We start from the raw sequence: 26,651 nt of genomic DNA on the forward strand, positions 1-26,651 counted from the left end.
TGGCCTTTAGAGCTTTGTGCGTTCTTGCGGCGCCTGCCATTGCAAGCGACCAACATATCCGTCTTTACCGACCAGCCAGCAACTGATGTCGTCGTGGCACTGGATGTTCCAGATATTGGAATCAGACAGTTTAAACCACTCGTTGTTGTCCAGGTTAAGGGCAGCAGCACCCTGAGGGTTAGAGGTCAGTAGCCAGGAGCCGTTGTGATCAATCAGGCTTAAGCTGTAAAGTGCCCCGTTTATTGGTGGTTCCGACAGAGCAATAAATTCTTCATTTTGATAATGCCACAAGCGATCTTCGTTGCTGGAAGCATCGTTTAAGTCACCACCGGCAATGTAAAAAGTTTTCTCATTAACTGGCCACACGCTGGTGATACCGGCCATTGGACCCGCCTGCATTGGTGTTTCTACTACTCGGAAGCGAATTCCGAAGGAACCTTTAATCAATACTCTGGCTTTATCGGCGTTACCGGTTGCTATCATCCAGTTGTCATTATTAAAACGTGCGCAACTGCCACTTGACGCGAAACCACCTTCATTTGACTGAGGAGGCTCAGATACAGCGCTGCGTACTTGCATCCAGTTACGGCCGTCGGCACTACGGACCATGCGCCACTCGTCACCAACACTGTCACCATGCACCCAGGCTTCACCACTGGGCGAAAGCGCCATACAATTAAAGAAGCTGTCTGATTCGCCGCGGTAACGTAAACGCCAGCTATTGCCACCATTTTCAGTGTAATAGATGCGGGACTGACCACCATTACCAACACTGAGCACATAGGCACGGCGATCATCTATTGCTTCAATATCTCTGAAATCAAGATCTTCGGGGCCCGGCTGAAAATATTGCCAGCTTTTACCCGAGTCCGTGGTTCTGGCTACAGTTCCCTTTTCACCGGAAAGCCATATTGTATTGCGGCTTACAGGGCTGACGCCCACCCAATGTTGTTGTCGAACATTATCAAATATCTCTATTTCCGGCGGTTGAGCCACCGCCGGAATACTTAATAATGCGCTGAAGGGCAAAGCAAGCTTGAGTACATTTATGGCTTGCTGCTGTAGCTTCGATGTCATAGACGTGACCTAATTAATTATGCATGTTATTGAGTGTAACACGTTTCTTTTTAACCGATACGTCAGTTCAAAGCCTTCAGTTCACTGAGCATCAAAACACAGTCCGTTGTCGGAAATGCTGTCGTCACCCATTAAATATAAATAAGTTGGCATTAGGTCTGCTGGTGTCTTTAATGACTTAGGATCTTCCGCCGGGTAGGCTTTAGAACGCATCGAGGTGCGCGTGGCACCAGGGTTAATTACATTGGTCCGTAGCTTGGTACCTTCGTATTCGTCAGCAATAACTTGTGCCATACCCTCGGTTGCAAACTTACTGACTGAATAAGCGCCCCAGAAGGCACGACCTTTTCTGCCGACACCCGAAGAAGTAAAGACTAACGATGCACTGGAGGACTTTTCCATTACCGGAATAAGTGCCTTTGTCATGGCAAATTGGCCGGTGACATTAACTTGCATAATGTCATCCCAACTGTCTTTTTCGATATGAGTAAAAGGGGAAAGGATTCCCAGCAGACTGGCATTATGCAGTACACCATCTAATTTACCGAACTGATCCGCTATAGTTGCTGCCATATCGCGATAGTGATTTTCCGTTGCGCCTTTTAAATCCAGAGGAATAATTGCCGGTTGCGGACTTTCCTGAGCAATAATTTCATCGTAAACCGCTTCTAATTTACTGACCGTGCGGCCAAGTAAAATAACCGAAGCGCCGTGTTTGGCAAAGCTTAGAGCCGCCTGACGGCCAATGCCGTCACCGGCACCAGTAACTAAAATCACTTTATTTTTCAAAAGCTCAGGACTTGCCTGATAATCATGTACGGTTTTAATTTCCATAACAGTTTCTTAATACCATTGGACTGTGGTCGGGTGAGTAGGCTATTGTAACGATAATCGAGTAACTTCTCAGCAAACGAACGAAAAATCGGTAAAAAGCCTTTCATCTTAATTCATACAGGTGTATAAAAATCGTTAAGAGAAGGCATAGAATAACAAAACATAAAAAAGGATTGGGGATACCTCATGAAGAAATTATTACTCCCACTTGCGATTGGTTCTGCTCTTAGCCTGGTAGGCTGTGGTAGCGGTGACGAAGCGCCTATTACGGAAAGTGAAGTTAATGTTGCAGCATCACGCGTGGTGTTTGATCCGTCAAACGGCGCGTTATCTGCGCCAACGAACATACTGTTAAGTGGTTCAGTTGACGGCACATTGAACTTACCTGTTGCTGACGCGACAGACACGGCTAACCCTCAGGTTGCTATTAATGCACTTGATGGTTGGGGAACTCACTCGACATTAACCTTTGACTTCTCGTTGCCGGTTGACGAAAACGGTGAACAAGTCATCATAGAATCGGCTAGCCTGGAAGCACAAGGCTCTATACGTGTCTTTGAAACCATTCAGGGCGGCAGTGACGTTTCGGCTGGCTGTGCGGCAGCTAACCCGGCTGCGGTATGTGCGGTAACCGGTGAGCTTCAGCATGGTACTGATTTTATTGTTAAAGCGACAGGCGAAGGCAGTGTTGCGGTTGTTCCTTTACGTCCATTTAAGCCAGCTACCGGCTATTTGGTTGTATTGACTAATAATATTCAGGACTCACTTGGACGTGATGTTAAACCGTCACAGACTTATACCTTGATGAAGCGTGATGCGGAAGAGAATCCAGTATCCGGTGATGCAAGCGCATTAGCTTTACAAGGCTTGGTCAATAGCTATGAAGGCGCTCTTGCGCAGTATGGCGTTGACCCTGAAGGTGTTATTTATAGCTCCAACTTTACCACACAGTCTGTGGGTGAGGTTCTGGGCGTAACGAAAAGTTTATTAGGGCAGCAGGTTGCTGCGTCTAACCCACCTGTCATGCAGGCTGCTCCTCAGGGTTATACGTTAGACGTTGTGTTATCCGGCGCAGGAATTGAAGATCCAAATGCGTTGGCTGCGGCAAGCGCGGCTAAAGTCTATGGTGGACAGGTTGATTTACCATACTACTCTCCGCTACCTAGCGCTGAGAATCCAACGGCACCATTAACTGGTCGCTGGACTGCACAGTGTGACAGCCCCGCAGCTATCCTGAGCGGGCTTCAGGCCGGTGAAATTGACCCGGCTGCGGAAGGTATTAGTGCAGAAATGATTGACGACCCTTCATTAATGCTGCCACCTAATGCGTGTTTTGATATTGAAGGTGTCGATGAAGAGCGTCATCTGACTAAGTACAATCCGGTACCAGAAAAGCAGGGTGACCAGACTGTTGAAGCCTTTGTTACGATTCCTGATTTAGCAACCGCTAATGGCGTTCGCGCTCAAATGGGACTGGAACCTCTAACTGCGCCTGAGAACGGCTGGCCTGTTGTGATTTTCCAGCACGGTATTACCGGTGAGAAAGAAAATGCTGCGGCAATTGCAGGCACTTTTGCAGTAGCCGGTTTTGCGACAGTAGCGATAGACCACCCGTTACACGGCGGACGCGCCTTCGATGTTGATGGCGATGGTACTGATGATATTGATGCATCCAGTGAAAGTGGTGTTACTGCTTATATGAATTTGAGCAGTTTGCTGACAACGCGTGATAATTTGCGCCAGTCAATTACTGACCTTATTGGGTTGCGTTTAAGCCTGAACTACTTCCAGTCGCTGGACGGAGAAGAGTTGAACGGTCAGGATGTTCACTTTGTAGGACACTCTCTGGGCGCTATTGCTGGTACTGGTTTCACGGCGCTGGCAAATACCTCTTTTGGTGAGAATAACCCTTTAGCGGCACTTGACGGACAATTTGCTGTGCAAGCTTCGAGCTTAGGTATGCCGGGTGGTAGTCTGGCTAACTTCTTGCTGGCGTCTGACAGCTTTGGACCGACGATTAAAGCGACTTTACTGTACTCTTCTAACGCAGAGTTCAAGGCTGCAGCTGATCAGGCTATTGCTGGTGGCGCTACATTAGAGCAGTTCTACGCAGGTTTCATGGAGCAAGCATCTGCCGAGCAGGTTGCGCAAATCAATGCAACCTTTGAGCAGTTCGCATTTGCAGCACAAACTGTTGTCGACTCGGGAGACCCGGTTAACTACGCAAGTGGTGTCGTTGCTTCTGAAACGCCTGTATTCATGATTGAAGCCATTGGTGACTCGGTTATTCCAAATGCTGTTGAGAATAAGCCGCTGGCAGGAACTGAACCTCTAGCGACATTGCTTGGCCTGGAAGGTATTTCATCCACGACCACATCTGAAGATGGTACGCCGGTATCGGGTATTGTTCGCTTCGGTGGTGATGCAGAGCACGGTTCGCTGGTTGACTCCTCAGCGTCAGGAGCGGTAACCGCTGAAATGCAGCAGCAAATTGCGTTCTGGTTTGCTTCGGACATGATGCAATTACCAGTAACTAACGAAGAAGTGGTAGAATAACTCTCAGGTTATTGAACACTAAGTATTCAAAGGCCGGCAACTATGCTGGCCTTTTTCGTTTTAGGAGAGTGGTATGGACTTTGTTGCTGATATTGGAAGCTTTTTGCTAAAAGCAGCCATTATTGTGGTAGCGATTGGCTTTATTGTAGGGTTATTAGCTCAGGCGGCGCAGAAGCAGAAGAAGAGCAAAGGTGACCTGCAGGTAACCCATTTGTCTAAAGAGCTGAACGAACTCAGTGAGCAGTTAAAAATTGAACTGATGGACAAAAAAGCTCAGAAAAAAGCATTGAAAGCGTTAAAGAAGAAGAAAGCGACAGAGAATAAAGAAAAGCGGCTTTTTGTTATAGACTTTAAAGGCAGTATGGACGCTAAAGAAGTTGATAGCTTACGCCATGAAGTCAACGCAATTCTGAACCTGGCTACTGAGAAAGATGAAGTACTGGTGAGATTAGAAAGCGGTGGTGGTGTCGTCAATGGTTATGGTCTGGCGGCGGCTCAGTTACAGCGGTTGAGAGAACAAAAGCTAACGGTCAATGTTGCTATTGATAAGGTCGCGGCAAGTGGCGGTTATATGATGGCTTGCGTTGGTCACAAGCTCATGGCTGCGCCTTTTGCTTTTATTGGCTCAATTGGTGTGGTGGCACAGATACCTAATTTTCATCGGTTCCTGAAGAAGCATAATGTTGACTTTGAGCAGTTAACAGCAGGTGAATATAAACGCACTCTGACGCTATTTGGTGAAAACACCGATGAAGGGCGTCGTAAGTTTAAGCAGGACTTAGAGGCCATTCATCGCCAATTTAAGGCTTTTGTGCAGGAAAATCGTGCCGAACTCGATATTGATAAAGTTGCTACCGGGGAGGTCTGGTCTGGCCAGGAAGCGAAAGAGCTGGGCTTGATTGACGAGGTAACTACCAGCGACGCGTGGTTAATGAAGCAACATAAAGGTTTTGATGTACTTCAGTTACAGTATGTTATTCGTAAACCGCTGAGTGAGCGTTTTGCTAAAGGTATGTCTGTCATCATTCATACACTTAAGACTTCATTAACTCGGTCAGATGTCTCACAATAAAAGGTATTCAGCCCAGCTTTGCAGTTTTATAGCTGTTTATTTAAAGGCTTTCTGCTAGGCTGTTGCAGTTTTTTTAGAATGAATAATAAAGGACGCTTATGAGCGAAAAGAAAAAACTCAGCCTGACTAGCCGCATTGTCATAGGTATGGTCGCTGGGATCATTCTCGGTACTTTTATTCGTTACGTTGCCGGCGATAACGCCTGGGTTTCGTTGTATTTAACCAATGGCCTTTTTGACGTTGTTGGCCAAATATTCATTACCTCATTAAAAATGCTGGTTGTTCCGCTGGTGTTTGTATCACTGGTTGTCGGTACATGCTCACTGAGCGATCCCAGTAAACTCGGGCGTTTAGGTGGTAAAGCTGTTGGTATGTATATGATAACCACAGCAATAGCCATTACCTTTGCAATTACCGCGGCCATTTTGATTCAACCGGGGTCGGGTATTGAACGTGCTTCTGATGCTGATTTTGAACCCAGTGAAGCGCCTTCAGTGAGTGAGGTCATTGTGAATCTGTTCCCGGACAACCCGATTAACGCGATGGCCGAAGGTAACATGCTGCAAATTATTGTGTTTGCGCTGCTGTTTGGTATATCGATGGCATTAATTGGCAAACCCGGAGAGCGTTTAAAGGGTTTTTTTGACGACCTGAACGCCGTCATTATGAAGCTGGTGGTTATTCTGATGAACGTTGCGCCTTACGGTGTTTTTGCACTCATGGCAAAACTGTTTGCAGAAATCGGTGTGGAAATGATTGGCAGCCTGGCGAAGTACTTCTTGCTGGTTCTGTTTGTTTTATTAGCTCACGGCTTGATTGTTTATCCGCTATTTATGCGTGTTTTGGCTCGGGTAAAACCCGGTATCTTCATGCGTAAACTGCGCGACGCCCAATTATTTGGCTTCAGTACGGCCAGTAGTAATGCCACCATGCCCATTACATTAGAAACAGTTACACGCCGCTTAGGTGTCAGTAATAGCGTTGGTTCCTTCACTGTGCCTTTGGGCGCGACCATCAATATGGATGGTACGGCGATTATGCAGGGTGTGGCAACGGTCTTCATTGCTCAGGTGTATGGTCTGGACTTAGGCGTTGCTGAGTATCTGATGGTTATTATGACCGCTACATTAGCCTCAGTTGGTACGGCAGGGGTTCCAGGTGTGGGACTTATTATGCTGGCTATGGTATTGCAGCAAGTTGGCTTACCGGTTGAAGGCATTGGCCTCATCATTGGTGTTGATCGCCTGCTGGATATGACCCGAACCGCAGTTAATGTCACTGGTGACGCTATGGTCAGCTGTGTTGTTGCGCGTTCAGAAAACGACTTCGATGAAGAAGTTTACTACGACAAAGAAGCTGGTAAGAAGTTAGAAGAGCTTTAACTTTACTGGTAAAGAACCGGTGCACGCTTAAGCGTGCGCCGGCACTCCGGAATGAAAACGCAGTTCTGTGTCTTCAGACGTAATTAACTCCGCTTCCCACTCTCTGAATTGATTCACTCTTTCCGTAATATCCGTATCACTGAGTTTTTGTGCCAGCTCCAGATAATCCTGATAATGTCGTGCTTCTGAACGTAGCAGCGACACATAGAAGCGGGTAATATCTTCATCCAAATAGGGAGCAAGCTCTGCAAAGCGTTCACATGAACGCGCCTCTATCAACGCACCAATAATAAGCTTGTCAATTAACGCTTGTGGTTCGTACGTGCGGACATGACGTATCAGGCTGGCCGCATAGCGAGAGGCGCTGAGCTTATACAGCGGAATATCACGCGCTTGCATTATCTCAAGAACTTGCTGAAAGTGATGCAACTCTTCCCGGATAAGGCGTGACATTTTATCGATAATTTCGTCGGCATAAGGCTGTGACTCTGCGGCTTTTAATGCTTGAGACAGCTGCTTACTTTGTTGTACTTGCTCAATTCCACCAATGCCTCGGTAGACTAAGTCTTCATAAGGTTGTAAAGCATCAAGCAGAGCTTGTGCATGGTCTTTATTAACCGCATAACGGCGCAGCAATAAAGCAGCACTTTGCGCAGCTTTAAGCTCACAATGTAAGTGATCAAGTAAAATGACTGGCAGGTTTTCTTCCCTGACGGCCTGCTGAATCCACTTTTGTGGCGTAGGACAAAGTAAAAAACAACGGATAGGCTCTAACAGCTTTAAATAAGGTTCGACGAGGCTATGATTCACAGCGATCCTTCTTGGCTTAAAAATACAAAATAAATTAACAAACTCGGCGTCGTTCTATAACAAAAGGCCTTGACAGAAAAGAGGTGGTGCTGAATATTAGACACATGGGTGAATTTTTCAGCAGTACCCGCATCAAAATTATAACGTATTTAAGAATTCGGCGGTATGACCGCGTACTATGGGGAAGTGAAGTTATGATACTGAATCATATTTGGGGCCTATACGCTCATCCAGTACAAGAATGGAAGTCTATCGACAGTAAGCGGGAAAGCTTTTTTTACTCTTGTTCTCACGTTTTATTAGTTGCTATTTTACCTTGTCTGGCTGCTTATTATGCCTCGGCTCATCTGGGCTGGAGCATTGGCGCGCGGGACTCTATTTATTTAACGCAAAACAGCGCACTTATGATGGCTGTTGCTATGTACATTGGTATTCTGGGCGCAACGTTCGCGCTGGCCTACTTAATTTACTGGATGGCAAAAACCTTCGGTGCTGATCCGAGCTTTACTAAGTCGTTAGAACTGGCTGCCTACGCGGCTACGCCGGTTATTATGTCGGGTATTGCTTCTTTGTATCCGGAACTGTGGTTTGTGGCTGTCGTTTTCCTTGGCGGTGTGGCCTATTCCGTGTACCTGCTTTACTCAGGTCTTCCGGTTATTATGCACATTCCTGAGGAGCGAGGCTTTCTTTATGCCAGCTCGGTAGTAACAGCAGGCCTTATTGCTATGGTTGTACTTATGGCAACCACCGCTATTTTATGGACCAACGGCTTCGGGCCTTCTTTCGTTTCATAAAACTGGCTTCATAAAAGAAAAATGCCCGGCTCTGGTAAAACAGAGCCGGGCATTTTTTTGTGCATTATAAGGCTTTATTTCTTTAAGTAATGTCCAGCCAGACAGGTAACCGGCGCCGCTGTCGGTTTACCGTGTTGCCAGTCACCGCCTTCAACACCACTGCCTGCGATATCAATATGAATGTAGCTAAGTGGTTTTTCGCTGTCGATACCATGGTTATCCAGCCCGGAAACACCAACCAGGAACGCCATAGGGAACTGGTGCCCACGAGGTGTTGTAGCTGACGGGCCATTGTTCGAGGAGAGTAAGTCGTCACACAGAGTGCGACCTTTCACGAAATCAAAGTCTTCGCGACGTGACCAGGAAATTTCAGTTGGGTCTCCGTAAACTTCGCCAGCATCAAACAGCGCCTGAGAGAGCTTCTGACGACGTGCATGGCCATTAGGTACCAGTGCGCTATAAGGTCCTTTTGACAGAGCCGCGTGCCCGGTCAGGGTGGCTACGGTGTACAGTTCGTGCTCGCCATCACTCTTCGCTGCTTCTTCACGCAAATGAGACAGCAGGTCGGCCATAATCAGGCGGCCTTCAGCATCGGTGTTACCAATACGCACACGCTTACCACTGTGTCCGGTAATGATTTCATCCGCAACAAAGGCATCGGAACCAATACTGTTACGCACAGCACCAATTTCTGCAATTACATTCAGGTGTTCCGGCTGCAGTTCAGCTACTGTTTTCAGGAAGCCGGCAACGCCTGCCGCACCACCTTTGTCACGGCTCATACCAGCCATGTGACCGCCAACTTTCAGGTCAGCGCCACCGGTGTCGTAGACGATACCTTTTCCGGCGAACATAACAGTACGTTCTGGCTTGCTGCCATGATACTCAAGGCGTATAACGCAAGGGCGGTGGCGCTCTACTGCCATTGACGAACGTCCAACAGCCGCCAGCAGCGGATACTCGTGCTGAAGTTGTTGTGAGTCGTCTATAACCGTCACTTTAACAGCGGTGTGGGCAAACGCCTGGCGGCAGTATTCAGCAAAACGAGGCGGCGCCATGCGCTCTGGCTCTGTGCCTGCTAAGTCGCGGGCAACACGTTTACCAGCTTCTACTGCCATAGCCCAGTCTGCGTCCAGCTCACCAACTAAAATAACGCTTTTAGTCGGTTCAATAGCTTCTTCACCATGCGCTTCACGCGCTTCAAGAGGCTGATAAAGTGCCTGACAAAAGCCCAGATAAGCCGCTAAAAAGGCCTGCTTATAACGCTCGTCGTTAATATTTACGTTGTTCAGTGCGATAACAGGGTGGCGGGCACCGGCATCTTGCGCCATTTTTGCGGCGGCGTGTGCGGCATCAAATACCTGGCGAACGTCGTCAAAATCACGATTCAGAGGACCAGTAGGTGCAGCAACCAGGCGTTGGCCCGGGACTCCGTCAGCTTTTAGCAGCAACGGCTGTTTGCCAACTCGCTGGTCGGTGATTTTTGCCTGTTGAATAACTTCAGCCAGAGCTGAGTCGTCAACAGAGTCAAAGTTCCCAATTAAGATAAGTGCATCAGCACCATCTTTTGAGTATGCGTCAGCTAGTGAGCTAACAATTTGCAACTGAGCAAATGCCATAGAGTAAACCTCTTAATCAGTTTGTCGGTTAAGCGCGACGCCAGCGGGTGCCTTCTGCACCGTCTTCCAGGACAATACCCATGTTGGTTAATTCGTCACGGGCTTCATCTGCTGCAGCCCAGTCTTTATCTGCACGGGCCTGATTTCGCTTAGCAATCAACGCTTCAATTTTGGCGACATCATCGTCATCGCCCTGTAAAAATTCTTCAGGAGACTGCTGTAGCAGTCCCATAACTTCTGCAAGCTCAATCAAAACATGCGCTAACTGAGCCGCTGTGTCCGGAGCACTGTCACGGTTACGGTTAATCTCACGGGCAACTTCAAACAACACGCTCATGGCTTCCGGCGCGTTTAAGTCGTCGTCCATTGCCTGCTGAAAGCTCTGCCAGTATTGACTACGCAATGCTTCGTTGGCGGCTTGCGGTTTTATGTCACGCAATGCGGTGTATAAGCGCTCCAGAGCGGAATGCGCTTGATCCAGGTTTTCCTGAGTATAGTTCAGCTGCGAGCGATAGTGGCTCGAAAGCAGAAAATAACGAACCGTTTCAGCATCGTATTGTTCCAGTACGCTGCGAATGGTAAAAAAGTTGCCCAGTGATTTTGACATTTTTTCATTGTCGACTTGCACCATACCACTGTGCATCCAGTATTTTACGTACTCAGAGTGGTTAGCACAGCAGCTTTGAGCAATTTCATTTTCATGGTGAGGGAAGGCCAGATCTGAACCTCCGCCATGAATATCAAAGGTGGTTCCCAAGTGCTTTTTGTTCATTGCTGAACACTCAATGTGCCAGCCGGGTCGTCCTTCGCCCCAGGGAGATGACCAACTGGGCTCTCCGGCTTTTGCGGCTTTCCATAACACAAAGTCGAGCGGGTCTTGTTTTGCTGAGTCGACATCAACTCTCGCTCCGGCCTGCAACTGCTCCAGGTCCTGACGACTGAGTTTGCCATAGTCATTAAAAGTGGATACATCAAACAGAACGTCACCGTTGCCAGCCTCATAGGCGTTGCCGTTTTCGATGAGGCTTTCAATCATCTGGATAATTTCATCCATATGGCTGGTAACGCGTGGCTCAATATCTGGGCGAACTAAATTCAGTGCGTCAAAATCCTTGTGCATCTCACCAATGAAGCGCTCGGTGACCTGATGAAAGTCTTCGCCTTTTTCAGCCGCACGTTTAATGATTTTATCGTCGAGATCAGTAATGTTGCGTACGTACTTAACATCGTAACCAAGCTTACGCAGATAGCGCACGACAATATCAAAAGCGACATAAGTTCTGGCATGGCCTATATGGCAGTAGTCGTAAGTGGTAACACCACACACATAAATACCCACGTGACCGGGTTTGATTGGCTCAAATGACTGCTTCTTGCGGGTCAGGGTATTAAAGACGGTTAATGCCATAATGTTATCTCTTACTTATCTATCGGTTAGCGATGAAAACAAAGGGCTTATGATACCACCGATGGCGAGGCTCTGGTACACTATCAGCTGGTTTAGTCAATGAAACAGGTACATTCAATGCAAGTCGTTTTACATACCAATCATGGTGATATCACTTTAGAAATGCACAACGAAACAGCGCCTAAGACTGTAGAAAACTTTTTACAGTATGCCCGCGACGGTTTTTACGACGGTACAATCTTTCACCGCATTATTAATAACTTCATGGTACAGGGCGGTGGTTTCGAACCTGGCATGAAGCAAAAAGAAACACGCGATAACATCGAAAACGAGGCTCCGACGGCAAAACCGAATGTGGTTGGTTCGGTGGCTATGGCGCGCACGCCTGATCCTCATTCAGCATCGTCTCAGTTTTTCATTAATGTGAACGACAATGCCTTTTTGAACTTTCAAAATGAAACACCTAATGGTTATGGCTATTGTGTCTTCGCTGAAGTTGTTGATGGTATGGATGTAGTGAACGCCATAAAAGACGTGAAAACTGGTTCATCAGGTTTTCATCAGGACGTACCGGTTGAAGACGTGGTTATCGAGAAAGTTTCAGTTAACGATTAACCGATATGACCACTGGCTTTATTGCAGATTTACATTTAAGCCCCGGGCGGCCAGATATTCTGGCTGCCTTTGGTGACTTTTGTCAGCAACACCAGCACCTCGATGCGCTCTATATTCTTGGTGACTTATTCGATGCCTGGCTGGGTGACGACGATACCAGTGAATTTGCAGCAAAAGTGAAAAAACAACTGAAACAAATGGCGGACAAGGGTGTGCGGCTTTACTTTATGGCCGGAAACCGTGACTTCATGGTGGGTGAACGCTTTGCCGGCGAGGTTGGCTTAACCATTCTCCCCGATGAAACGGTTATCGATTTGTACGGTGAGCGAGTGTTGCTTATGCATGGCGATACACTTTGCACATTAGACACCGGTTACCTGTGTTATCGCTCAGTTATTCAGAACCCTTTGGTTAAGGGTGTTATGCGCAACTTACCTTTGTCATGGCGTATGCGTATTGCGAACCGGTTACGGAAAAAATCCAGCAGCCAAAAGCCCGAACTAACTCCCGCACAGCTTTATAAAATGGATGCTCAGCACCCGGAAGTACTTCGTGTGATGGAGAAACACAGTGTTAATCAGTTAATTCATGGGCACACCCACCGCCCTGCGGTTCATTGTTTTACGCTTAGTGACGGCACTTGGGCAAAACGTATTGTATTGGGAGACTGGTATCAGCAAGCCAGTGTTTACCTTGTTTCTAAGTAACGTCTGCGCTTTTTTTCTTTTAACTGAGTAATATCAACCAGAACCAGTCCATCAATTGAATGGTTGAAATCCGGATCGACACCAAACTCCAGAAACTGAACCCCGCCTGGTTCGCACAGTTCCGAATATTGTTTATAGAGCGTTGGGATTGAACAACCCATATTGGCTAAGTAGCTTTTCAGCAGAACAAATTCGTTTGTGTAATTCGTACCAGTAAAGTCAGGAGCAGTGGAGTCAGTGTTTAAACGATAAGGAATGTTGGCTGTAGCCATGTCGGTTTGATTCGGGAAGTAGGTGCTGTAAAACTTGACCAGAGCAGCCTGAGCTTCCGGAGGCAGCGCATTACTGATACTGACCGAACCAAACAGATAACGATACTTAGAGTGTTTACGTAACAATGCACCGATACCGACCCAAAGATAGTCCAGGCTGCGTTTACCCCAGTATTGCGGTTGTACAAATGAACGACCCAATTCAAGACTTTGTGGCAGAAGTTCTTTCATTGTTGCCGTAAACTCGTAAAAACCCTGGCTGTAGAGCCCGGAATGTCCACGGGTTTCAATAATTTTTCTACTGTCACCTAAGCGGTATGAGCCGGCAATTTCAAGATCATCCGGGTCCCACAAAATTAAATGCATGTACCAGGTATCGTACTCATCAAGATCGCGCTTGCGCCAGGTGCCTTCACCAACTGTGCGAAAAGCGACTTCCCGCAAGCGCCCGATTTCTCGCAAAATAGGTGAACTGCCGTCAAACTCATACAAATAAATCTTCTTACCGCAAGGTGTCTGCCCCAATTGCTCACAGGCTTCTATTGCCGCTTTGAGAGGCTGACGAGGTTCCGGCCGGGCAATGGCTGTTTGAGTAGGAAATATTGCTTTTTTGGACGTTCCTAAACGGTATAGATGCTTTTTAAACAGTTTAACCTGTTGGTTAATGCTGAGCCCCTGTTGAATAAAGGCTTCAGCCGGTATTTTTTGGCCAATGTGACATTTCACTTGTTTTTGCTGTTGGCGGAACATTTCTTTAACCAACAGCATTGTGGCTAACGGCTTATAAAGCATCGAAGCGGTATAGAACCATGCTGAGTTGTGAGCATCGAGCCTTATCGGCAATATATCGCTCTGAGTTGCTTTGGCTATTTTTAAAAAGCCGCTTTGCCAGTGTGTGTCACGCACACCATTAGGGCGTAATCGCGAAACCTCACCTGCGGGAAAAAGAATAACGCAGCCTTCGTTATGGAGGTGGCTGTGTATGCTCCGAATGTCTTTACGGTTAGGCTTTCCTGCAAAAACGTTAACCGGCAATAACAGCGAATTAAGAGGCTCGAGTGCAGAAAGCCATTCGTTGGCGACTATTTTTACATCGCTACGTACTTCACTGACTAATTTCAGCAAAGCCAGCCCATCGAGAGAGCCAATGGGGTGGTTAGCAATAATGACTAAACGTCCATTGACAGGAATGTTGTCAATTGCCTGTGATGAATAAGCGTAAGTGAAGTTAAAATAATCCAGAGCATGTTCAACAAAGTCGATGCCTTCCAGCGCAGGAGAACTTCTTCCAAACTCTTGAATGTCCTCTTCATGTAACAGGTTTCTCAAAAACCAGGCAGTTGGCTTTTCCAGCCAGGGTTTACCTTTAATATTGGGAAGCTTGTCGCTAACAACTTTATCAACAGATAACATAAGTGCTCCGGCTGTGCAGTTATCGATATCAAAAGTTTAAGCAGCATTAATGACAGTTTAATGACGTTAAGACACTAAAAAGGGGCCTTGCGGCCCCTGAGTCTTTAACTAAGGTTTCTCTATAAGCTTAGTCGTTAAATTGCTTACCGAAAAACGATTCTTCCAGCCACTGTGGACGTTGATCAGCGTTCGCAATCTCTTTACCAATAGCAAAGTTAATGTTGGTAAAACGCGCTCCTGCTTCGTAGTTTATATCCAGGTTCAGTCCGTCGCTCGGCTTGTGATAATGCTCGGCGAAAAACTTACCCCAGACCTCACCACCGTCTTCACCTTCAGTACGAGAATTAAAGCCCGTCATCAGGAATACGGCCGGGATGCCTTTTTTAACCAGAGTGTAGTGATCTGAACGGGTAAAAATAGCCTGTTCCGGCATTGGATCCGGGCTTTGTTCAGTATCAAACTGCTTTGCAGCCTTGCTGACCGTTTCACCCAAAGTGGAATGTGAAGCGCCAAAAGCAATGATATCGGCAAAATCATAAAGCAGTACCGGCATATCCAGGTTAACGTTAGCGACAATACTGTTTAACGGAACAGTCGGGTTATTGGCGAAGTAGTCGGCACCCAATAATCCTTTTTCTTCTGCCGTAACAGATAAAAACATAATTGAGCGATCAAATTCCTGCCCTGACTCAACGAATAAACGAGCGGTTTCTAACATAACTGAAACGCCGCTGGCATTATCCATCGCACCATTGTTGATGTTGTCCTCGCGGCTCATATCTTTGATAACACCAATATGATCGGAGTGTGCTGTGTAGACAACGTACTCATCTTTCAGTGTGTCATGAGAGCCGGGTAATACGGCAGCAACGTTCGGGCTGGTAATTTCTTCGTGGCGAGATTCGCGTGCCAGAGTCACTGTACCTTCTAACTCAAACCCTTTTGGCGAGAAGTCGGGGTCCTCTTCGATTTGCTCGAATATTTTACTCAGTTCAGTTGGTGCATTAGCAAATAACTGCTCTGCAGGCTCATCGTCAAGATAGGCGGAGCCCATCAGTTGTTGCTCTTCGCCTTTGGGAAGACCGTTCGGACCAAGCCAGGTCATACGAGGTGTTTTGGTGTAATAAACACTGGTTTCATACTTGCGCGTTTTTTCTCTTACAGGCGTATGCAGGGTAATGATCCCAACCGCACCTTTCTCACGAGCAATATCGGTTTTAATGTTAGCTAAGTGAGCGCCTTCTTCGCTTGGCAGAAAGCCGGGGCGACCAGTCAGCATAACCACAATTTTACCGTCAACGTTAAGGCCGTCGTAGTCGTTTAAACCAAATTCAGGCGCTTCCATACCATATCCAACGAAGACCAGAGGTGCTGAGATCTCATCTTTTTCGCTGTAATGACTGGGGCCGGTAATAAACTGCTTCGGAAATTCAAATTCAACCACTTCACCATTGCTTTCAAAGCTCATGCTGGCGCTGTTTTCTTTTAGGGTACTTTTGCGAAACGGAATACGCTGGTAGAAGCTGCCATCATCTCCAGCAGGTTCCAGACCGAGTTTTTTAAACTCAGAAACAATGTAGTTCGACGCAATTTCGTGCCCTTCGCTGCCAGTTTGACGGCCTTTTAAGTCATCATCGGCAAGAAATTCTAAGTGAGCACGTAGATTCGTCTCGTCGGCACTAACATCAATAGTTTGTGACTTTGTCTCCGGCGCACCGCACGCTGCAACAAGCAAGCTAAGCGCTGCGGGTAAGAGAATATGGGATGGCTTCATGTTGTATCCTTTGGTTTTATTTTTATCATAATAGCTGAGCTAGTGTACCGCAGCAGCTAAAAGACGACCAGAGTAGATAGTTGAAAGAGTGTTGCAAAACGTATCAAGGTTTTGTAATGTTATATTATTACATTAACAGCGCAACTTTACTGGAGTAGTTTATGAAATTGAATGCGTTGACCTTGGCTCTGTTAGCAACCAGTACTGTTGCTCAAGCGCAGCAGGAAGAAGAACATGAGCATCTTAATGAACACGAGGTGATCGTTATTAATGCAAGTCCGTTGGATAAAACGGCGCTTGAATCAGCGCAGCCGGTTAACATTATTTCGGGTGATGCGCTGAAACAGCTGCACGCGCACAGCTTGGGTGAAACACTGGCATTAGAGCCCGGCATTAATAACACGCATTTTGCCAATGTCGCAGGTAGCCCTATTATTCGTGGCCTGGGTGGCCCGCGGGTGAAAATCACACAAAACGGACTGGATACCGGAGATGTGTCGCGGGGGAGTCCTGACCATGCCGTCACAACCGAAACCAGTACGGCTAAACAAATTGAGGTGTTAAGAGGACCAGCAACACTATTGTACGGTAGTGGTGCAATTGGTGGTGTGATTAACGTTGTTGATAACCGCATCCCTTCAGAACCTGTTTATGGCTTACAAGGCAATGCGAATGTTTCGTTGTCCAATAATAATGACAATAAAGAAGGTTCTTACGACTTACAAATAGGCAACGGGAAATGGGCACTTTATACCGATGCCTTTATTCGCCGTGCAGATGATTATGAAACACCTTCTTTTATGAATGATGAAGGTGAAGTCGTTGACCACGTTGAAAACACTTTTGTCGATGCCGAAGGCGGAACCGTTGGCGGCAGTTATCAATTTGATGACGGGTTCTTCGGCGTATCCTATCAGGGGCTCTATCAGGAATATGGCATTCCCGGCCACGCTCATGGTGAAGAAGAACATGAGGATGAGCATGGCGAAGAAGAAAACCACGTTGAGGAGTCTGGCCCGTACGCTAATCTGGAACAAGAACGTATTCAGTTAGCGGGCCAATGGCGCAATCCATTCAGTGGTTTTAATCGATTAGATTTTCGTGGCGCTTTAACGGATTATCAACATCAGGAAATTGAGGAAAACTTTGTATCCACTCAATTTGAAAACAAGCAAAAAGAAGTACGACTGATTGGTCAGCATAAAGAAATCGCTGGCTGGGAAGGTGCTGTAGGTTGGCAGTGGGACATAAGCGATAAAGCGGCTTTTGGCGAAGAAGCTTTCACACCTAACACCTCTCGCCGCACTCAGGGGTTGTTCTGGGTGGTAGAACAGGAGTTTGGGGCGCACCATGTTGATCTAGGTGTTCGCCACGAGCGCACTTCGCTTTCAAGCGATGAGCAGAAGCTTGATACTTTTGATGCGACCTCTGCTTCTGCCGGTTATCTGTATCACTTCAGCGACCACACATCGGTTTCATTTAATTTAAGCCATGCAGAAAGAGCTCCGGCCGCAAATGAAGTGTTTGCCAATGGTAATCACTTTGCAACTCGTACCTATGAGCTGGGACTTGCTTATGAGTTGCATGAGGAAGAGGGGGGCGAGTATCACATTGAAGCAAGTGATACAGCGGTTAGCACCGAGACATCAAATAATATCGATGTTGGTTTCCATTACGAGAATGATAGCTTTCACGCCAACGCTAATGTGTTCTATAACCGTGTTGATGACTTTATTTATGATGATTTTACTGGCTTGAACAGTGAACAAATCCATGGTGATGAAGGTCATGATGAACACGAAGGCGAACATGAGCATGGACATGGAGAAGCATTGCAAGTTGTTCAGTTCAGTCAGGTAGATGCCGAGCTTTACGGTTATGAGCTGGAGCTGGACTGGCAATTGAATGATCAATGGTCTGTGCACGGTTTTAGTGATTATACTCGTGCAAAACAGCGTGACGGTGACAATTTGCCGAGGATCCCTGCACAGCGAGTCGGTACCGAGTTGCGTTACCAGGCTGTTAGCTGGGATGGTTCACTCGGTTACACTCGTTATTTAGAGCAGGACAAAACAGCACTGAATGAAACCACAACCGATGCCTATGGTTTACTCAACGCGCGCGTTAACCTGTACCCAGACTGGCTGGCAAATTATGGTGCGACCCTGTATTTAAAAGGGGAGAATTTGACCAACCAGTTAGGCTTTGTTCATAGCTCCTTCTTGAAAGAAGATGCACCGGTAACCGGCCGCCGTTTTCAGGCAGGCGTTTCTATTAGTTTTTAAGTGTTTTAGAAGACGCTGTCGCCTGAGTTCGGCGATAGCGTTTTCGCGTCAGTTCACCGCAGCTCCCCCATTTTTATTCCGAATTTTGTTAGTATGAATAACAGTAGACTAACAACCGGATTGATAACCATGCCTTTTATACTTAATCGCCGGGCTCAGGCGATTGCTGTTGTCGTTTTTAGTATTTTCAGCCTGTCAGTTTCAGCTAAAGACTTAACTATTGAACGTATTTTTAGTGGTTCGCCTTTAGCTGGCGAAACGCCCCGAGCACTTAAGTTTGCGCCGGGAGGAAAATACCTTTCTTACTTAAAAGGCAGTGAGGAGAACCCTCAGCGTTACGATCTTTGGTTGTACGACATTGAAGTTGAAAAACATCAGCTGTTAGTTTCAGCTGACCAGCTGGCAACAGATGAAGTTGAATTGTCTGATGAAGAAAAAGCAAGGCGTGAACGTCAGCGTGTTAGTGGCAGCGGCATCATTGAGTACAGTTGGTCAGCTGAAGGCGATGCCTTGTTGTTCCCTTATAACGGCGATGTCTTTTATCACCAGCCGGGTAAATCGAAACCCCGACAAATGACAAAAACTGAGGATTTTGAAACGGATGTAAAATTCTCTCCAGAGGGGAATTACATTTCTTATATTCGTGAACAGAACCTGTATTTTGTGGATATAGCCAGTGGTGAGGAGCAGGCTGTTACAACCGAAGGCGGCGGTACTATCAAGTTTGGTATGGCTGAGTTTGTTGCTCAGGAAGAAATGAAGCGAATGACAGGGTACTGGTGGTCGCCGGATGAGTCGGCCATTGCACTGACTAAAGTTGACGAAAGTCCGGTACCCTTGGCAACTCGAAGTGAGATTTACGCCGACAGAATCGAGACGATACAGCAACGTTACCCTTTTGCCGGAAGCGATAACGTCGATATTGATTTAGGTATTTATCGAATTAAAGACAGAAAAACCGATTGGTTAGAGTTGGATAGGCTGGGAGATGGCTATTTAGCCAGAGTGAAATGGGTTGGTGATAGTCAGCACTTAAGCTATCAGTGGCAAAGTCGTAATCAGCAAGAGCTGAATTTGCTCATTTATAGTCGCCAGGAGAAAAGTGAGAGAGAACTTCTGACAGAAACGTCGGATAGTTGGGTGAATCTTCATAGCGACTTGCACTTCTTAGAAGACGATAAGCACTTTATTTGGGCTTCAGAGCGTAGCGGTCACAAGCACCTTTATCTCTATCGTCTGGATGGCTCGCTAATTCGTCAGCTGAGTTCCGGCGATTGGCAGGTGGACGAATTGGAAGCCGTTGATGAGAGTACAGGTGCGCTTTATTATACTGCCCGCAAAGAATCTCCGCTTGAATCTCATTTGTACCGGTCGCAGTTAAATTCGAGCTCAGCGGCAAATCCCACACGTATTACTGAGCGTGAAGGAATGCATGATATTGAATTTTCCTCAGACGCTCGCTCTTACCTGGATACGTATTCATCGCCTCAGCAGCCTAAGCAGGTGAGTTTACACGGCCCAACCGGGAATCATCTGGCATGGCTTTCCGAGAATAAGATTACAGAAGACCATCCACTGTCTCCTTACTTGAGAAATTGGCGTTACCCTGAGTTTGGTGAGCTGGAAGCCTCGGATGGACAAACGCTCTATTACAAAATGACGAAACCCAGCGACTTTGATGCAGAGAAAAAATATCCCGTGCTTGTGTACGTTTATGGAGGTCCGGGCGCACAGAGAGTAACTAAGAGCTGGGGCAGTGAGTTTGTCCAATATATGGCCCAACAGGGGTTTATTGTATTTACTCTGGACAATAGGGGCTCAGCGAACCGCGGAAAGAGTTTTGAGGCGCCTATTTATAAAAACATGGGTGGTCCGGAGATTGAAGACCAGGTTACCGGAGTGCAGTATTTAACCAACTTACCTTTTGTGGATGCAGAGCGTATTGGTATTTACGGTCATAGTTACGGGGGCTATATGTCGTTGCTTGCTATGTTTAAAGCTCCTGAGCATTTCAAAGCCGGGGTTGCTGGCGCGCCAGTAACCGACTGGCGGTTGTATGACACGCATTACACCGAACGTTTTATGGGCATGCCGGATGAAGGTAAAGCTTATGAGAACTCATCGGTTTTTCCTTACAGTAAGGACCTAAAAGGTGACTTGTTGATTTATCATGGCATGGTCGATGACAATGTTCTGTTTACTCACAGCACAAAACTGTATAAGCAGTTGCAGGACAACGCTCAGTCTTTTGAGATGATGAACTACCCGGGTAAAAAGCACTCTATTAACGGGCGTAATACAAAAATCCATTTATATTCAATGATTGCCCAATTTTTTCAACAAACCATTGGCGAACAATAGGTTATAATATGTACATATCTTCCACTAACAAGGAGTGACTATGCGCTTTTTATCCCGCCGACTGGTTATGCCAAATGATTTGAACTTTGCTGGTTCGTTGTTTGGGGGCCGTATTTTAGAATGGATTGATGAGGAAGCTTATATTTTTGCCAGCTGCCAGTTAGAGGCGAAAAGCTTAGTAACGAAACATATTGGCGCTATAACTTTTGAAACCTCTGCGTTTCAGGGGGATGTTGTTGAATTCGGTCTGCAGGTTAAATCGGTAGGGCGTACGTCTTTAGCTATTACCTGTCTGGTTCGAAATAAACACACGAAGCAAAACATTTGTACTGCTGACGATATTGTTTTCGTTCACATTGATCCGGAAACACGTCAACCAACGCCGCATGGAAAAACCAAAGATCAGTTAGACGATATGCCAGAGCCGCTTTAAGCGGCCCTGGTATTTTCGTTAGATTGGCGAGCCCGGAGGTAGTGCTTCGGGTTCGTATTGTTCAGGCCATTCAGCGTCAGTTAAGAACTTCTCTAAATCACCTGCCAGCTGCCGCATTAACAACGAACTGGATTCAGCCAACTGCTTTTGTTGTTCAGCAAGTTGAACGCGCATCGCTAAACGAGTCTCTGCCGCTAAACCAGAGCTTTTTATCGCCCGCACCTCAGCATTTATTGCTGTCGTTAACAGACGTTGCTGTAGCGGCTGGTTTTGAGCATTTTTCCAGTCGTTGAAAACAGTATTAAAAACTTCTGACATAAGCTGAGCCGGTGACGGAACCCGATCGTTTTCTGCGTGTTGCTGAGTCAGCCGGTTCAGGCGTTGACTGTTAAGCATCAGCTGTAGGCTATGATCAGCGGCACTTGCCGCCATACTTACGGTATCTGGTATAAGTCCGGTTTTACCATCAAAGTACTCACGCGAAGAACTCTCGCCATAGGCTGCAGGAACCAGCCATTGCTTAACATGTGAGGGCACGCGCAGATTGTTTGCCTGAATCGTTCTTAGCAGTTGATTCAATGCACTTTGTTGTCTGGATGCACTAACCGGCTGGTAGTCATCTGCCGCATCATCTGCCATGTAATAACGGTAGTTAACACCGCCCAGCCATTTCACCGCAGCCTCTACCTGGTAACGGTGTAACAGGTAGATAGGCACAAAAATGGCTTGTAGCTGACTTAAAGGCTGGTTCGGACGCAACATATCCTTACTGAAGTTATCCAGCACTTGCGCGCGAACGGACAACAGACGCTCTAGCTCTGTTACCGGGTCGCTGCCGTTGTCCCATAAATGAGCGAGCGGATGTGCGCCTCCCGCCGGGCGCGCGTCTTGATCAGAAATGAAGCTAAGGTTAAGCGCTTTGTTCTTTTCCAGAATACGTGTTAGCTGCTCCGTTGATGAAGGCATGCCGCCAAAGTCACTGTAACCGTAGGCCAGTACTTGTTTGTCCCAAATACCTAAACCCTCCGTATAAGCGTCATTCAAACTTAACGTACCATCGGTAGTTAGGTTAACTAATGGGTGCGGGTAGTCCATAACCGATGCTCTGTTTGATGTACTTGCAGCAAAGTTATGAGCGATTCCCAGAGTGTGACCAATTTCATGCGCGCTTAGTTGGCGAATACGCGCTAAAGCCATTTTTTGCACCGCTTCTTTCAATTCACTGGCGTCGTCAATAAAGGGAGTCAGCAAGCCTTCAGCAATTTTCATATCCTGACGAACACGCAGAGAGCCTAAGGTGACATGACCTTTAATGATCTCGCCGGTGCGTGGGTCAATGACCGAGGAACCATAAGACCAGCCGCGGGTCGCTCTGTGAACCCACTGAATAACGTTATAGCGAATGTCCATTGGGTCGGCGTCGTCGGGCAATACTTTTACCTGAAAGGCGTTGTCATAACCGAGTTCCTCAAAGCCTTCAGCCCACCAGCGAGCACCTTCAAGTAAAGCTGTTTTTACTGGCTCAGGGGCTCCCGGATCCAAGTAATAAATAATTGGCTCGCGCGCCTGGCTTTGTGACGCAATTGGGTCTTCTTTATTGAGACGGTGACGAGGAATGTACTGCACGGTCATCGACTCACCAAGAGGTGCTGCATAATCTTTAAAACTGTGCGCCCAAAAACCACTGTTTGGGTGAAAGTTTCTGGGTTGATAAGCAGTATCGGGCAGTTTAATAAAGGAATGATGAAGGTGAAGTGAAATGGCGTCGGCGTTAGCTGCTACCTGATTGACCCATTGTCCTTTACCGTCGCCGACAAACGTCACTTTGGCTTCGAGTTCGGTATTCTCTACAAAGGCTTTACTGCGTTCAGGGTAAACAACAGAGCGACTCGCATCGGCTTTAAATTGCCCTTGTTCTGTTTGCTGTAAGCGCTTACTAACACCATGCACATCAGTCAGCAAATAGGGCGTGTAATCAATTAAAACATTTTCGTTATTACTGGCGACAATATCGAAGCCATGAAGCACTGAACCGGCAAAAGCCTGCTGGACACTATTGCGTTCTGCCGGGTTACGAGTTTGCGCCCGGAACTGAGTATTGTGCTGAAGCAGTAAAGCAGTATTGCCCTCAATATGAAAAGACGCCAGTCGGGTTTCACCGAGCTGGCCTCTGTCTAAACCAATATCATTAGAGCCCAGCCCCCAGGGAAGGCTGGTTTGAAGAATAAATTGTTTATCGCTTTTGGGGACTTCCAGATAAAACTTACCTTTGGCCTCATCGTGATAGAAAGTAAAAAATCCCTGTTGCTCGTCAAACGACGCCGTGAATTTTTCAATGGTTGTTTTCTCAGTGTCAGCCAGAACGCTGGCTGACACGAGCAGCGTTAGCAGTAACAAGGTTTTGGAAAGAAAGCTTTGCATTGTTATTATCCTAGTTGTTCAGCAATTTCTTCTAATATTTGCGTCGTCCATTGTTCGATACGATCATCTGATAGCTCATATTGTGAGTCTTCATCTAGTGATAAACCGACGAACTGGGTGTTATCTGCGGTTAATGCTTTGGAAGCAGCAAATTCGTAGCCCTGATTAGGCCAAAAACCAATTCGTTTACAGCCGTGATCAGCAATAGCATCGTGTAGCATGCCCAGAGCATCCTGAAACCAGTCGGTATAACCTTCCTGATCACCCATACCGTATAGCGCAACAACTTTGCCGCGCAGGTCAACATCGTTAATGTCGTCCCAGTGGCTTTCCCAGTCTTCCTGAAGCTCGCCAAAGTCCCAGGTGGAAATACCAAAAATCAGGATATCAAATTGTTCAGCTTCTTTTAGCGGTGTGTCTTTTATATCAAACAGCTGAACAATGTCTTCGCCTATGGCTTGTTGAATTTTTTCCGCGGCAATTTCGGTATAGCAGGTGGTAGAACCATAAAACAAGCCAATTTCCAGGGACATAATAAACACCTCTGTCATGCGTTGAGTCTTTGATGCGGATGCATTGTAACAAAAAGACCGTTAGAATGAGCGCCTTTGTTTCCGGGGAAAGCTTCAAATGAGGGGCAGTATGAACTTTGATCAATTAGTGGAGCGACTTGAATCGGTCTTTGATGAGGCGGTTGTTTCGGGTACTGATGATGAACTTTTCGCTTGCGGTTATTTACGTGGTCACTTTGATTTAGTGGTTGCCCAGTTAGAGATGTCCGGCGAGACAGAGCCGGATAAGGTCATGCCTGCATTGCGTGAAGCCGTTTACAAAACCCGACATGAGTTATCCCCGGCGGATCAGGCTCATATCAACAGTGTACTGGATAAATTAGCTCTGAAAGCGACGAGCGGAGATGCGGCGTAAAGCACTTTCGGTAAGCGGCATTAGCTCTCCGGTCAATTGACAGGCAAGCATCTCGCCCAGTACAGGGGCAGAGGTAAATCCGCGAGAGCCAAGCCCCGTCAATACGTATAAGTTATCGCTGAGAGACCCTACAACAGGCTGATGATCGGGGCTTGTTGCTCTGACTGAGACTCTTGCCGTTTTAACGTCTAATGATTCTGCCCAAGGCTGCTGAGCATTCTCCGTCAATTGTCTTATATTCTCTTCGTTATCTTCGGCTTTGGTCGCCAGGCTGTCATTATTGCGGCTAAAGGTTGCGCCAACGCAGTGGTGCTCTTTATCAGCAGGCACTAAATAGCCCTTAAAGCATAAAACAGCCTTTAATGATGAAAGCTTGCTGGTGGTTTGAACCAGACTGACTTGTCCTCGGACAGGCTGAATAGGTAATGCCTCAATGCCTTCTGGCAGCAGCGAGTTAACGTGGTGCCCGGTGGCAATCACAACTCGCTCCGCTGACAGCGACTCTCCGTTATCGAGCAAAACGTTCCAGTCTTTATTATCTGTTTGTTTTAGTGATACGGCTTTGGCTTTGACTAACTCGACGCCCGCTGCTTTGAAAAGGCCTTTAACCACGGCCTCAGGCCTTAACCAGCCGGCCTTAGGGTAAAGTAGGGCGGGTACGCCCAGGGGCACTCCGGCTTTTTCTCCTGCTTCGGCTGGCTGCAGGTAGTTCACTGACTCTTTTGCGTAGAGATTATCGGCTATACGCTGGTAACGCGTTTTCCTTTGCTCATTAAAAGCAGGCTGCATGACGCCAGTTGGAAACCAGTTTTCGCTACAAAAAGTCTGATAAAAACTTGTCGCTGTAGAAAAAGCCTGCCAGTAAAACCGGCTGAGCGGCGTGTGCTCAGCATGTAAAAGCGGATAAACAGCACCTTGAGGGTTTCCGGAAGCGCCATCAGCTATGTCAGGACTAATCACTTTAACGTCAACTCCCCGACGAGTCAGAGCAAGAGCTGTGCAGGCAGCACTTATTCCGCCCCCGATAATAGTGACGTTACGCCTGTCGCTGCGTTTGAGTTTATTTGACTCGGAGTAATGACCACAAAGCATTTCTCTTTTACGGCCAAAGCCAGGAACTTTTTTTACTAAAAAGCCGGCCTGCTGCAACGCTCGTCTGACACTGCCTGCTGCAGTAAAAGTAGCAAAGGTGGTTTTACTGTAAGATGCCTGGCTCATGGCTTCGTAGAGGCTGTGCTGCCACATTTCCGGGTTTTTAGCTGGTGCAAACCCATCCAGGAACCAAGCGTCAACTTTTTGTTGCGCCTGAGGGAGCCACTGGGGCAATAACTCATTAATATCACCAATCCATAGATCCAGAATGACCCGGCCTTGTGATAGGATAAGACGATGACAATCAGGATCAGGTGCCGGGTAGTGTTTGAGAAATTCACTACTCACCTCTGCTACAGGCTTCAGTAACTGGTAAGCTTGATTAAGCTGGCTACGCGACAAAGGATACTTTTCAAAGCTGACAAAATGCAGCCGGGTGTCACTGGGAGCGTGCTCCAGAAAACGTTGCCAGGTGAGCAAAAAGTTAAGTCCGGTACCGAAGCCCGTTTCCGCAATGGTAAAGCAGCCATGGGCAGAGAGTGTCTGCCAACGGTCGGGTAATCCGTTTTGAGCAAGGAATACGTATTGACTCTCGTCAACGCCGTTATCGACAGAAAAGTAAATATCATCGAAAGTGGTGGAAACTGGTACACCTTGCTCGTTAAACTGGACCGATGAATTAGAATTCAAGTGGCTATCCCATGATTTATCAGTTAATGGTCGCTATAATAACAACTTTACGAACAACAGTGGACAAAGCAGACCACATTCATACACGACGTTGGTTAATATATCGACG

Annotated in this window: 20 protein-coding genes; 10 read left to right on the plus strand and 10 right to left on the minus strand. The window is 46.9% G+C overall.

What is annotated here, in order from left to right:
- Positions 1 to 6: 6 nt before the first annotated feature.
- Positions 7 to 1,077 carry a WD40/YVTN/BNR-like repeat-containing protein gene (locus K5X84_RS03950; RefSeq protein ID WP_222236735.1) on the minus strand — a complete coding sequence of 357 codons (1,071 nt, stop codon included), beginning with the start codon at positions 1,075 to 1,077 and terminating at the stop codon, positions 7 to 9.
- An 81-nt stretch (positions 1,078 to 1,158) separates the two neighbouring features.
- Entirely contained in the window at positions 1,159 to 1,911 is a 753-nt protein-coding gene (locus K5X84_RS03955; protein WP_222236736.1) for a YciK family oxidoreductase, read from the minus strand.
- 186 nt (positions 1,912 to 2,097) lie between these two features.
- On the opposite strand from K5X84_RS03955, the gene K5X84_RS03960 reads away from it, so the two are divergent.
- From K5X84_RS03960 to K5X84_RS03970, 3 genes are all read left to right on the plus strand, one after another.
- A complete protein-coding gene (locus tag K5X84_RS03960; RefSeq protein ID WP_222236737.1) occupies positions 2,098 to 4,467 on the plus strand; it encodes a VolA/Pla-1 family phospholipase in 2,370 nt (789 codons plus the stop codon).
- Between the two features lie 73 nt (positions 4,468 to 4,540).
- The gene (sohB, locus tag K5X84_RS03965) at positions 4,541 to 5,539 is read left to right on the plus strand and encodes a protease SohB (protein ID WP_222236738.1); all 999 of its coding nucleotides are present in this window, start codon (positions 4,541 to 4,543) and stop codon (positions 5,537 to 5,539) included.
- A 98-nt stretch (positions 5,540 to 5,637) separates the two neighbouring features.
- Positions 5,638 to 6,921 (plus strand): dicarboxylate/amino acid:cation symporter, encoded by a 1,284-nt coding sequence (locus K5X84_RS03970; protein ID WP_222236739.1) that lies wholly within the window; start codon positions 5,638 to 5,640, stop codon positions 6,919 to 6,921.
- Between the two features lie 27 nt (positions 6,922 to 6,948).
- Here K5X84_RS03970 and miaE read toward each other — a convergent pair whose 3' ends face one another.
- Positions 6,949 to 7,731 carry a tRNA isopentenyl-2-thiomethyl-A-37 hydroxylase MiaE gene (miaE, locus tag K5X84_RS03975; protein ID WP_222236740.1) on the minus strand — a complete coding sequence of 261 codons (783 nt, stop codon included), beginning with the start codon at positions 7,729 to 7,731 and terminating at the stop codon, positions 6,949 to 6,951.
- A 194-nt stretch (positions 7,732 to 7,925) separates the two neighbouring features.
- Here miaE and K5X84_RS03980 point away from each other — a divergent pair, with 194 nt between their 5' ends.
- Positions 7,926 to 8,525, plus strand: coding sequence for a Yip1 family protein (locus K5X84_RS03980; RefSeq protein WP_054486935.1), 600 nt, complete (start codon positions 7,926 to 7,928; stop codon positions 8,523 to 8,525).
- A 74-nt stretch (positions 8,526 to 8,599) separates the two neighbouring features.
- On the opposite strand, the gene K5X84_RS03985 is transcribed toward K5X84_RS03980, so the two are convergent.
- Both K5X84_RS03985 and cysS read right to left on the minus strand, forming a co-directional pair.
- Positions 8,600 to 10,144, minus strand: coding sequence for a M17 family metallopeptidase (locus K5X84_RS03985; RefSeq protein WP_054486937.1), 1,545 nt, complete (start codon positions 10,142 to 10,144; stop codon positions 8,600 to 8,602).
- A 28-nt stretch (positions 10,145 to 10,172) separates the two neighbouring features.
- Positions 10,173 to 11,552, minus strand: coding sequence for a cysteine--tRNA ligase (gene cysS, locus K5X84_RS03990; RefSeq protein WP_199494600.1), 1,380 nt, complete (start codon positions 11,550 to 11,552; stop codon positions 10,173 to 10,175).
- A 117-nt stretch (positions 11,553 to 11,669) separates the two neighbouring features.
- On the opposite strand from cysS, the gene K5X84_RS03995 reads away from it, so the two are divergent.
- Both K5X84_RS03995 and K5X84_RS04000 read left to right on the plus strand, forming a co-directional pair.
- Positions 11,670 to 12,167: a peptidylprolyl isomerase gene (locus K5X84_RS03995; RefSeq protein ID WP_222236741.1), complete on the plus strand. Its 498-nt coding sequence runs from the start codon at positions 11,670 to 11,672 to the stop codon at positions 12,165 to 12,167.
- Positions 12,168 to 12,172: 5 nt separating this feature from the next.
- Positions 12,173 to 12,874 (plus strand): UDP-2,3-diacylglucosamine diphosphatase, encoded by a 702-nt coding sequence (locus K5X84_RS04000; RefSeq protein ID WP_222236742.1) that lies wholly within the window; start codon positions 12,173 to 12,175, stop codon positions 12,872 to 12,874.
- Here the strand turns inward: K5X84_RS04000 and olsF are convergent.
- A complete protein-coding gene (gene olsF / locus K5X84_RS04005; protein WP_222236743.1) occupies positions 12,856 to 14,559 on the minus strand; it encodes a bifunctional ornithine lipid synthase OlsF in 1,704 nt (567 codons plus the stop codon). The two genes, K5X84_RS04000 and olsF, sit on opposite strands and share 19 nt — an antisense overlap.
- Positions 14,560 to 14,686: 127 nt before the next feature.
- Positions 14,687 to 16,333 (minus strand): M28 family metallopeptidase, encoded by a 1,647-nt coding sequence (locus K5X84_RS04010; RefSeq protein WP_222236744.1) that lies wholly within the window; start codon positions 16,331 to 16,333, stop codon positions 14,687 to 14,689.
- Between the two features lie 161 nt (positions 16,334 to 16,494).
- On the opposite strand from K5X84_RS04010, the gene K5X84_RS04015 reads away from it, so the two are divergent.
- From K5X84_RS04015 to K5X84_RS04025, 3 genes are all read left to right on the plus strand, one after another.
- Positions 16,495 to 18,618, plus strand: coding sequence for a TonB-dependent receptor domain-containing protein (locus K5X84_RS04015; RefSeq protein ID WP_222236745.1), 2,124 nt, complete (start codon positions 16,495 to 16,497; stop codon positions 18,616 to 18,618).
- Positions 18,619 to 18,747: 129 nt separating this feature from the next.
- Entirely contained in the window at positions 18,748 to 20,979 is a 2,232-nt protein-coding gene (locus tag K5X84_RS04020) for a S9 family peptidase (protein WP_222236746.1), read from the plus strand.
- Positions 20,980 to 21,019: 40 nt separating this feature from the next.
- On the plus strand, positions 21,020 to 21,412 hold the full coding sequence (locus K5X84_RS04025; protein ID WP_054486953.1) for an acyl-CoA thioesterase: 393 nt from the start codon (positions 21,020 to 21,022) through the stop codon (positions 21,410 to 21,412).
- A gap of 18 nt (positions 21,413 to 21,430) precedes the next feature.
- Here K5X84_RS04025 and K5X84_RS04030 read toward each other — a convergent pair whose 3' ends face one another.
- A complete protein-coding gene (locus tag K5X84_RS04030; RefSeq protein WP_222236747.1) occupies positions 21,431 to 23,833 on the minus strand; it encodes a zinc-dependent metalloprotease in 2,403 nt (800 codons plus the stop codon).
- A 5-nt stretch (positions 23,834 to 23,838) separates the two neighbouring features.
- Positions 23,839 to 24,360: a flavodoxin FldB gene (gene fldB / locus K5X84_RS04035; protein ID WP_054488477.1), complete on the minus strand. Its 522-nt coding sequence runs from the start codon at positions 24,358 to 24,360 to the stop codon at positions 23,839 to 23,841.
- Between the two features lie 115 nt (positions 24,361 to 24,475).
- On the opposite strand from fldB, the gene K5X84_RS04040 reads away from it, so the two are divergent.
- Complete coding sequence (locus tag K5X84_RS04040; protein WP_167336994.1) at positions 24,476 to 24,760, plus strand: YfcL family protein; 285 nt, start codon at positions 24,476 to 24,478, stop codon at positions 24,758 to 24,760.
- Here K5X84_RS04040 and mnmC read toward each other — a convergent pair.
- A complete protein-coding gene (gene mnmC / locus K5X84_RS04045) occupies positions 24,725 to 26,542 on the minus strand; it encodes a bifunctional tRNA (5-methylaminomethyl-2-thiouridine)(34)-methyltransferase MnmC2/FAD-dependent 5-carboxymethylaminomethyl-2-thiouridine(34) oxidoreductase MnmC1 (RefSeq protein WP_222236748.1) in 1,818 nt (605 codons plus the stop codon). The two genes, K5X84_RS04040 and mnmC, sit on opposite strands and share 36 nt — an antisense overlap.
- Between the last annotated feature and the right edge of the window lie 109 nt (positions 26,543 to 26,651).

The sequence above is a fragment of the Idiomarina abyssalis genome (genome assembly GCF_019797805.1).
Classification (GTDB): Bacteria; Pseudomonadota; Gammaproteobacteria; order Enterobacterales; family Alteromonadaceae; genus Idiomarina; species Idiomarina abyssalis.

Bases quoted from the DNA above. Each gene is read 5' to 3' on its own strand.
- sohB (WP_222236738.1), top strand. From the start codon at position 4,541: ATGGACTTTGTTGCTGATATTGGAAGCTTTTTGCTAAAAGCAGCCATT.
- K5X84_RS04000 (WP_222236742.1), top strand. From the start codon at position 12,173: ATGACCACTGGCTTTATTGCAGATTTACATTTAAGCCCCGGGCGGCCA.
- olsF (WP_222236743.1), bottom strand. From the start codon at position 14,559: ATGTTATCTGTTGATAAAGTTGTTAGCGACAAGCTTCCCAATATTAAA.
- K5X84_RS04010 (WP_222236744.1), bottom strand. From the start codon at position 16,333: ATGAAGCCATCCCATATTCTCTTACCCGCAGCGCTTAGCTTGCTTGTT.
- K5X84_RS03985 (WP_054486937.1), bottom strand. From the start codon at position 10,144: ATGGCATTTGCTCAGTTGCAAATTGTTAGCTCACTAGCTGACGCATAC.
- K5X84_RS04015 (WP_222236745.1), top strand. From the start codon at position 16,495: ATGAAATTGAATGCGTTGACCTTGGCTCTGTTAGCAACCAGTACTGTT.
- K5X84_RS03995 (WP_222236741.1), top strand. From the start codon at position 11,670: ATGCAAGTCGTTTTACATACCAATCATGGTGATATCACTTTAGAAATG.
- K5X84_RS04040 (WP_167336994.1), top strand. From the start codon at position 24,476: ATGAACTTTGATCAATTAGTGGAGCGACTTGAATCGGTCTTTGATGAG.
- K5X84_RS04025 (WP_054486953.1), top strand. From the start codon at position 21,020: ATGCGCTTTTTATCCCGCCGACTGGTTATGCCAAATGATTTGAACTTT.
- K5X84_RS03970 (WP_222236739.1), top strand. From the start codon at position 5,638: ATGAGCGAAAAGAAAAAACTCAGCCTGACTAGCCGCATTGTCATAGGT.
- K5X84_RS04030 (WP_222236747.1), bottom strand. From the start codon at position 23,833: ATGCAAAGCTTTCTTTCCAAAACCTTGTTACTGCTAACGCTGCTCGTG.
- K5X84_RS03955 (WP_222236736.1), bottom strand. From the start codon at position 1,911: ATGGAAATTAAAACCGTACATGATTATCAGGCAAGTCCTGAGCTTTTG.
- K5X84_RS03950 (WP_222236735.1), bottom strand. From the start codon at position 1,077: ATGACATCGAAGCTACAGCAGCAAGCCATAAATGTACTCAAGCTTGCT.
- K5X84_RS03960 (WP_222236737.1), top strand. From the start codon at position 2,098: ATGAAGAAATTATTACTCCCACTTGCGATTGGTTCTGCTCTTAGCCTG.
- cysS (WP_199494600.1), bottom strand. From the start codon at position 11,552: ATGGCATTAACCGTCTTTAATACCCTGACCCGCAAGAAGCAGTCATTT.
- K5X84_RS04020 (WP_222236746.1), top strand. From the start codon at position 18,748: ATGCCTTTTATACTTAATCGCCGGGCTCAGGCGATTGCTGTTGTCGTT.
- K5X84_RS03980 (WP_054486935.1), top strand. From the start codon at position 7,926: ATGATACTGAATCATATTTGGGGCCTATACGCTCATCCAGTACAAGAA.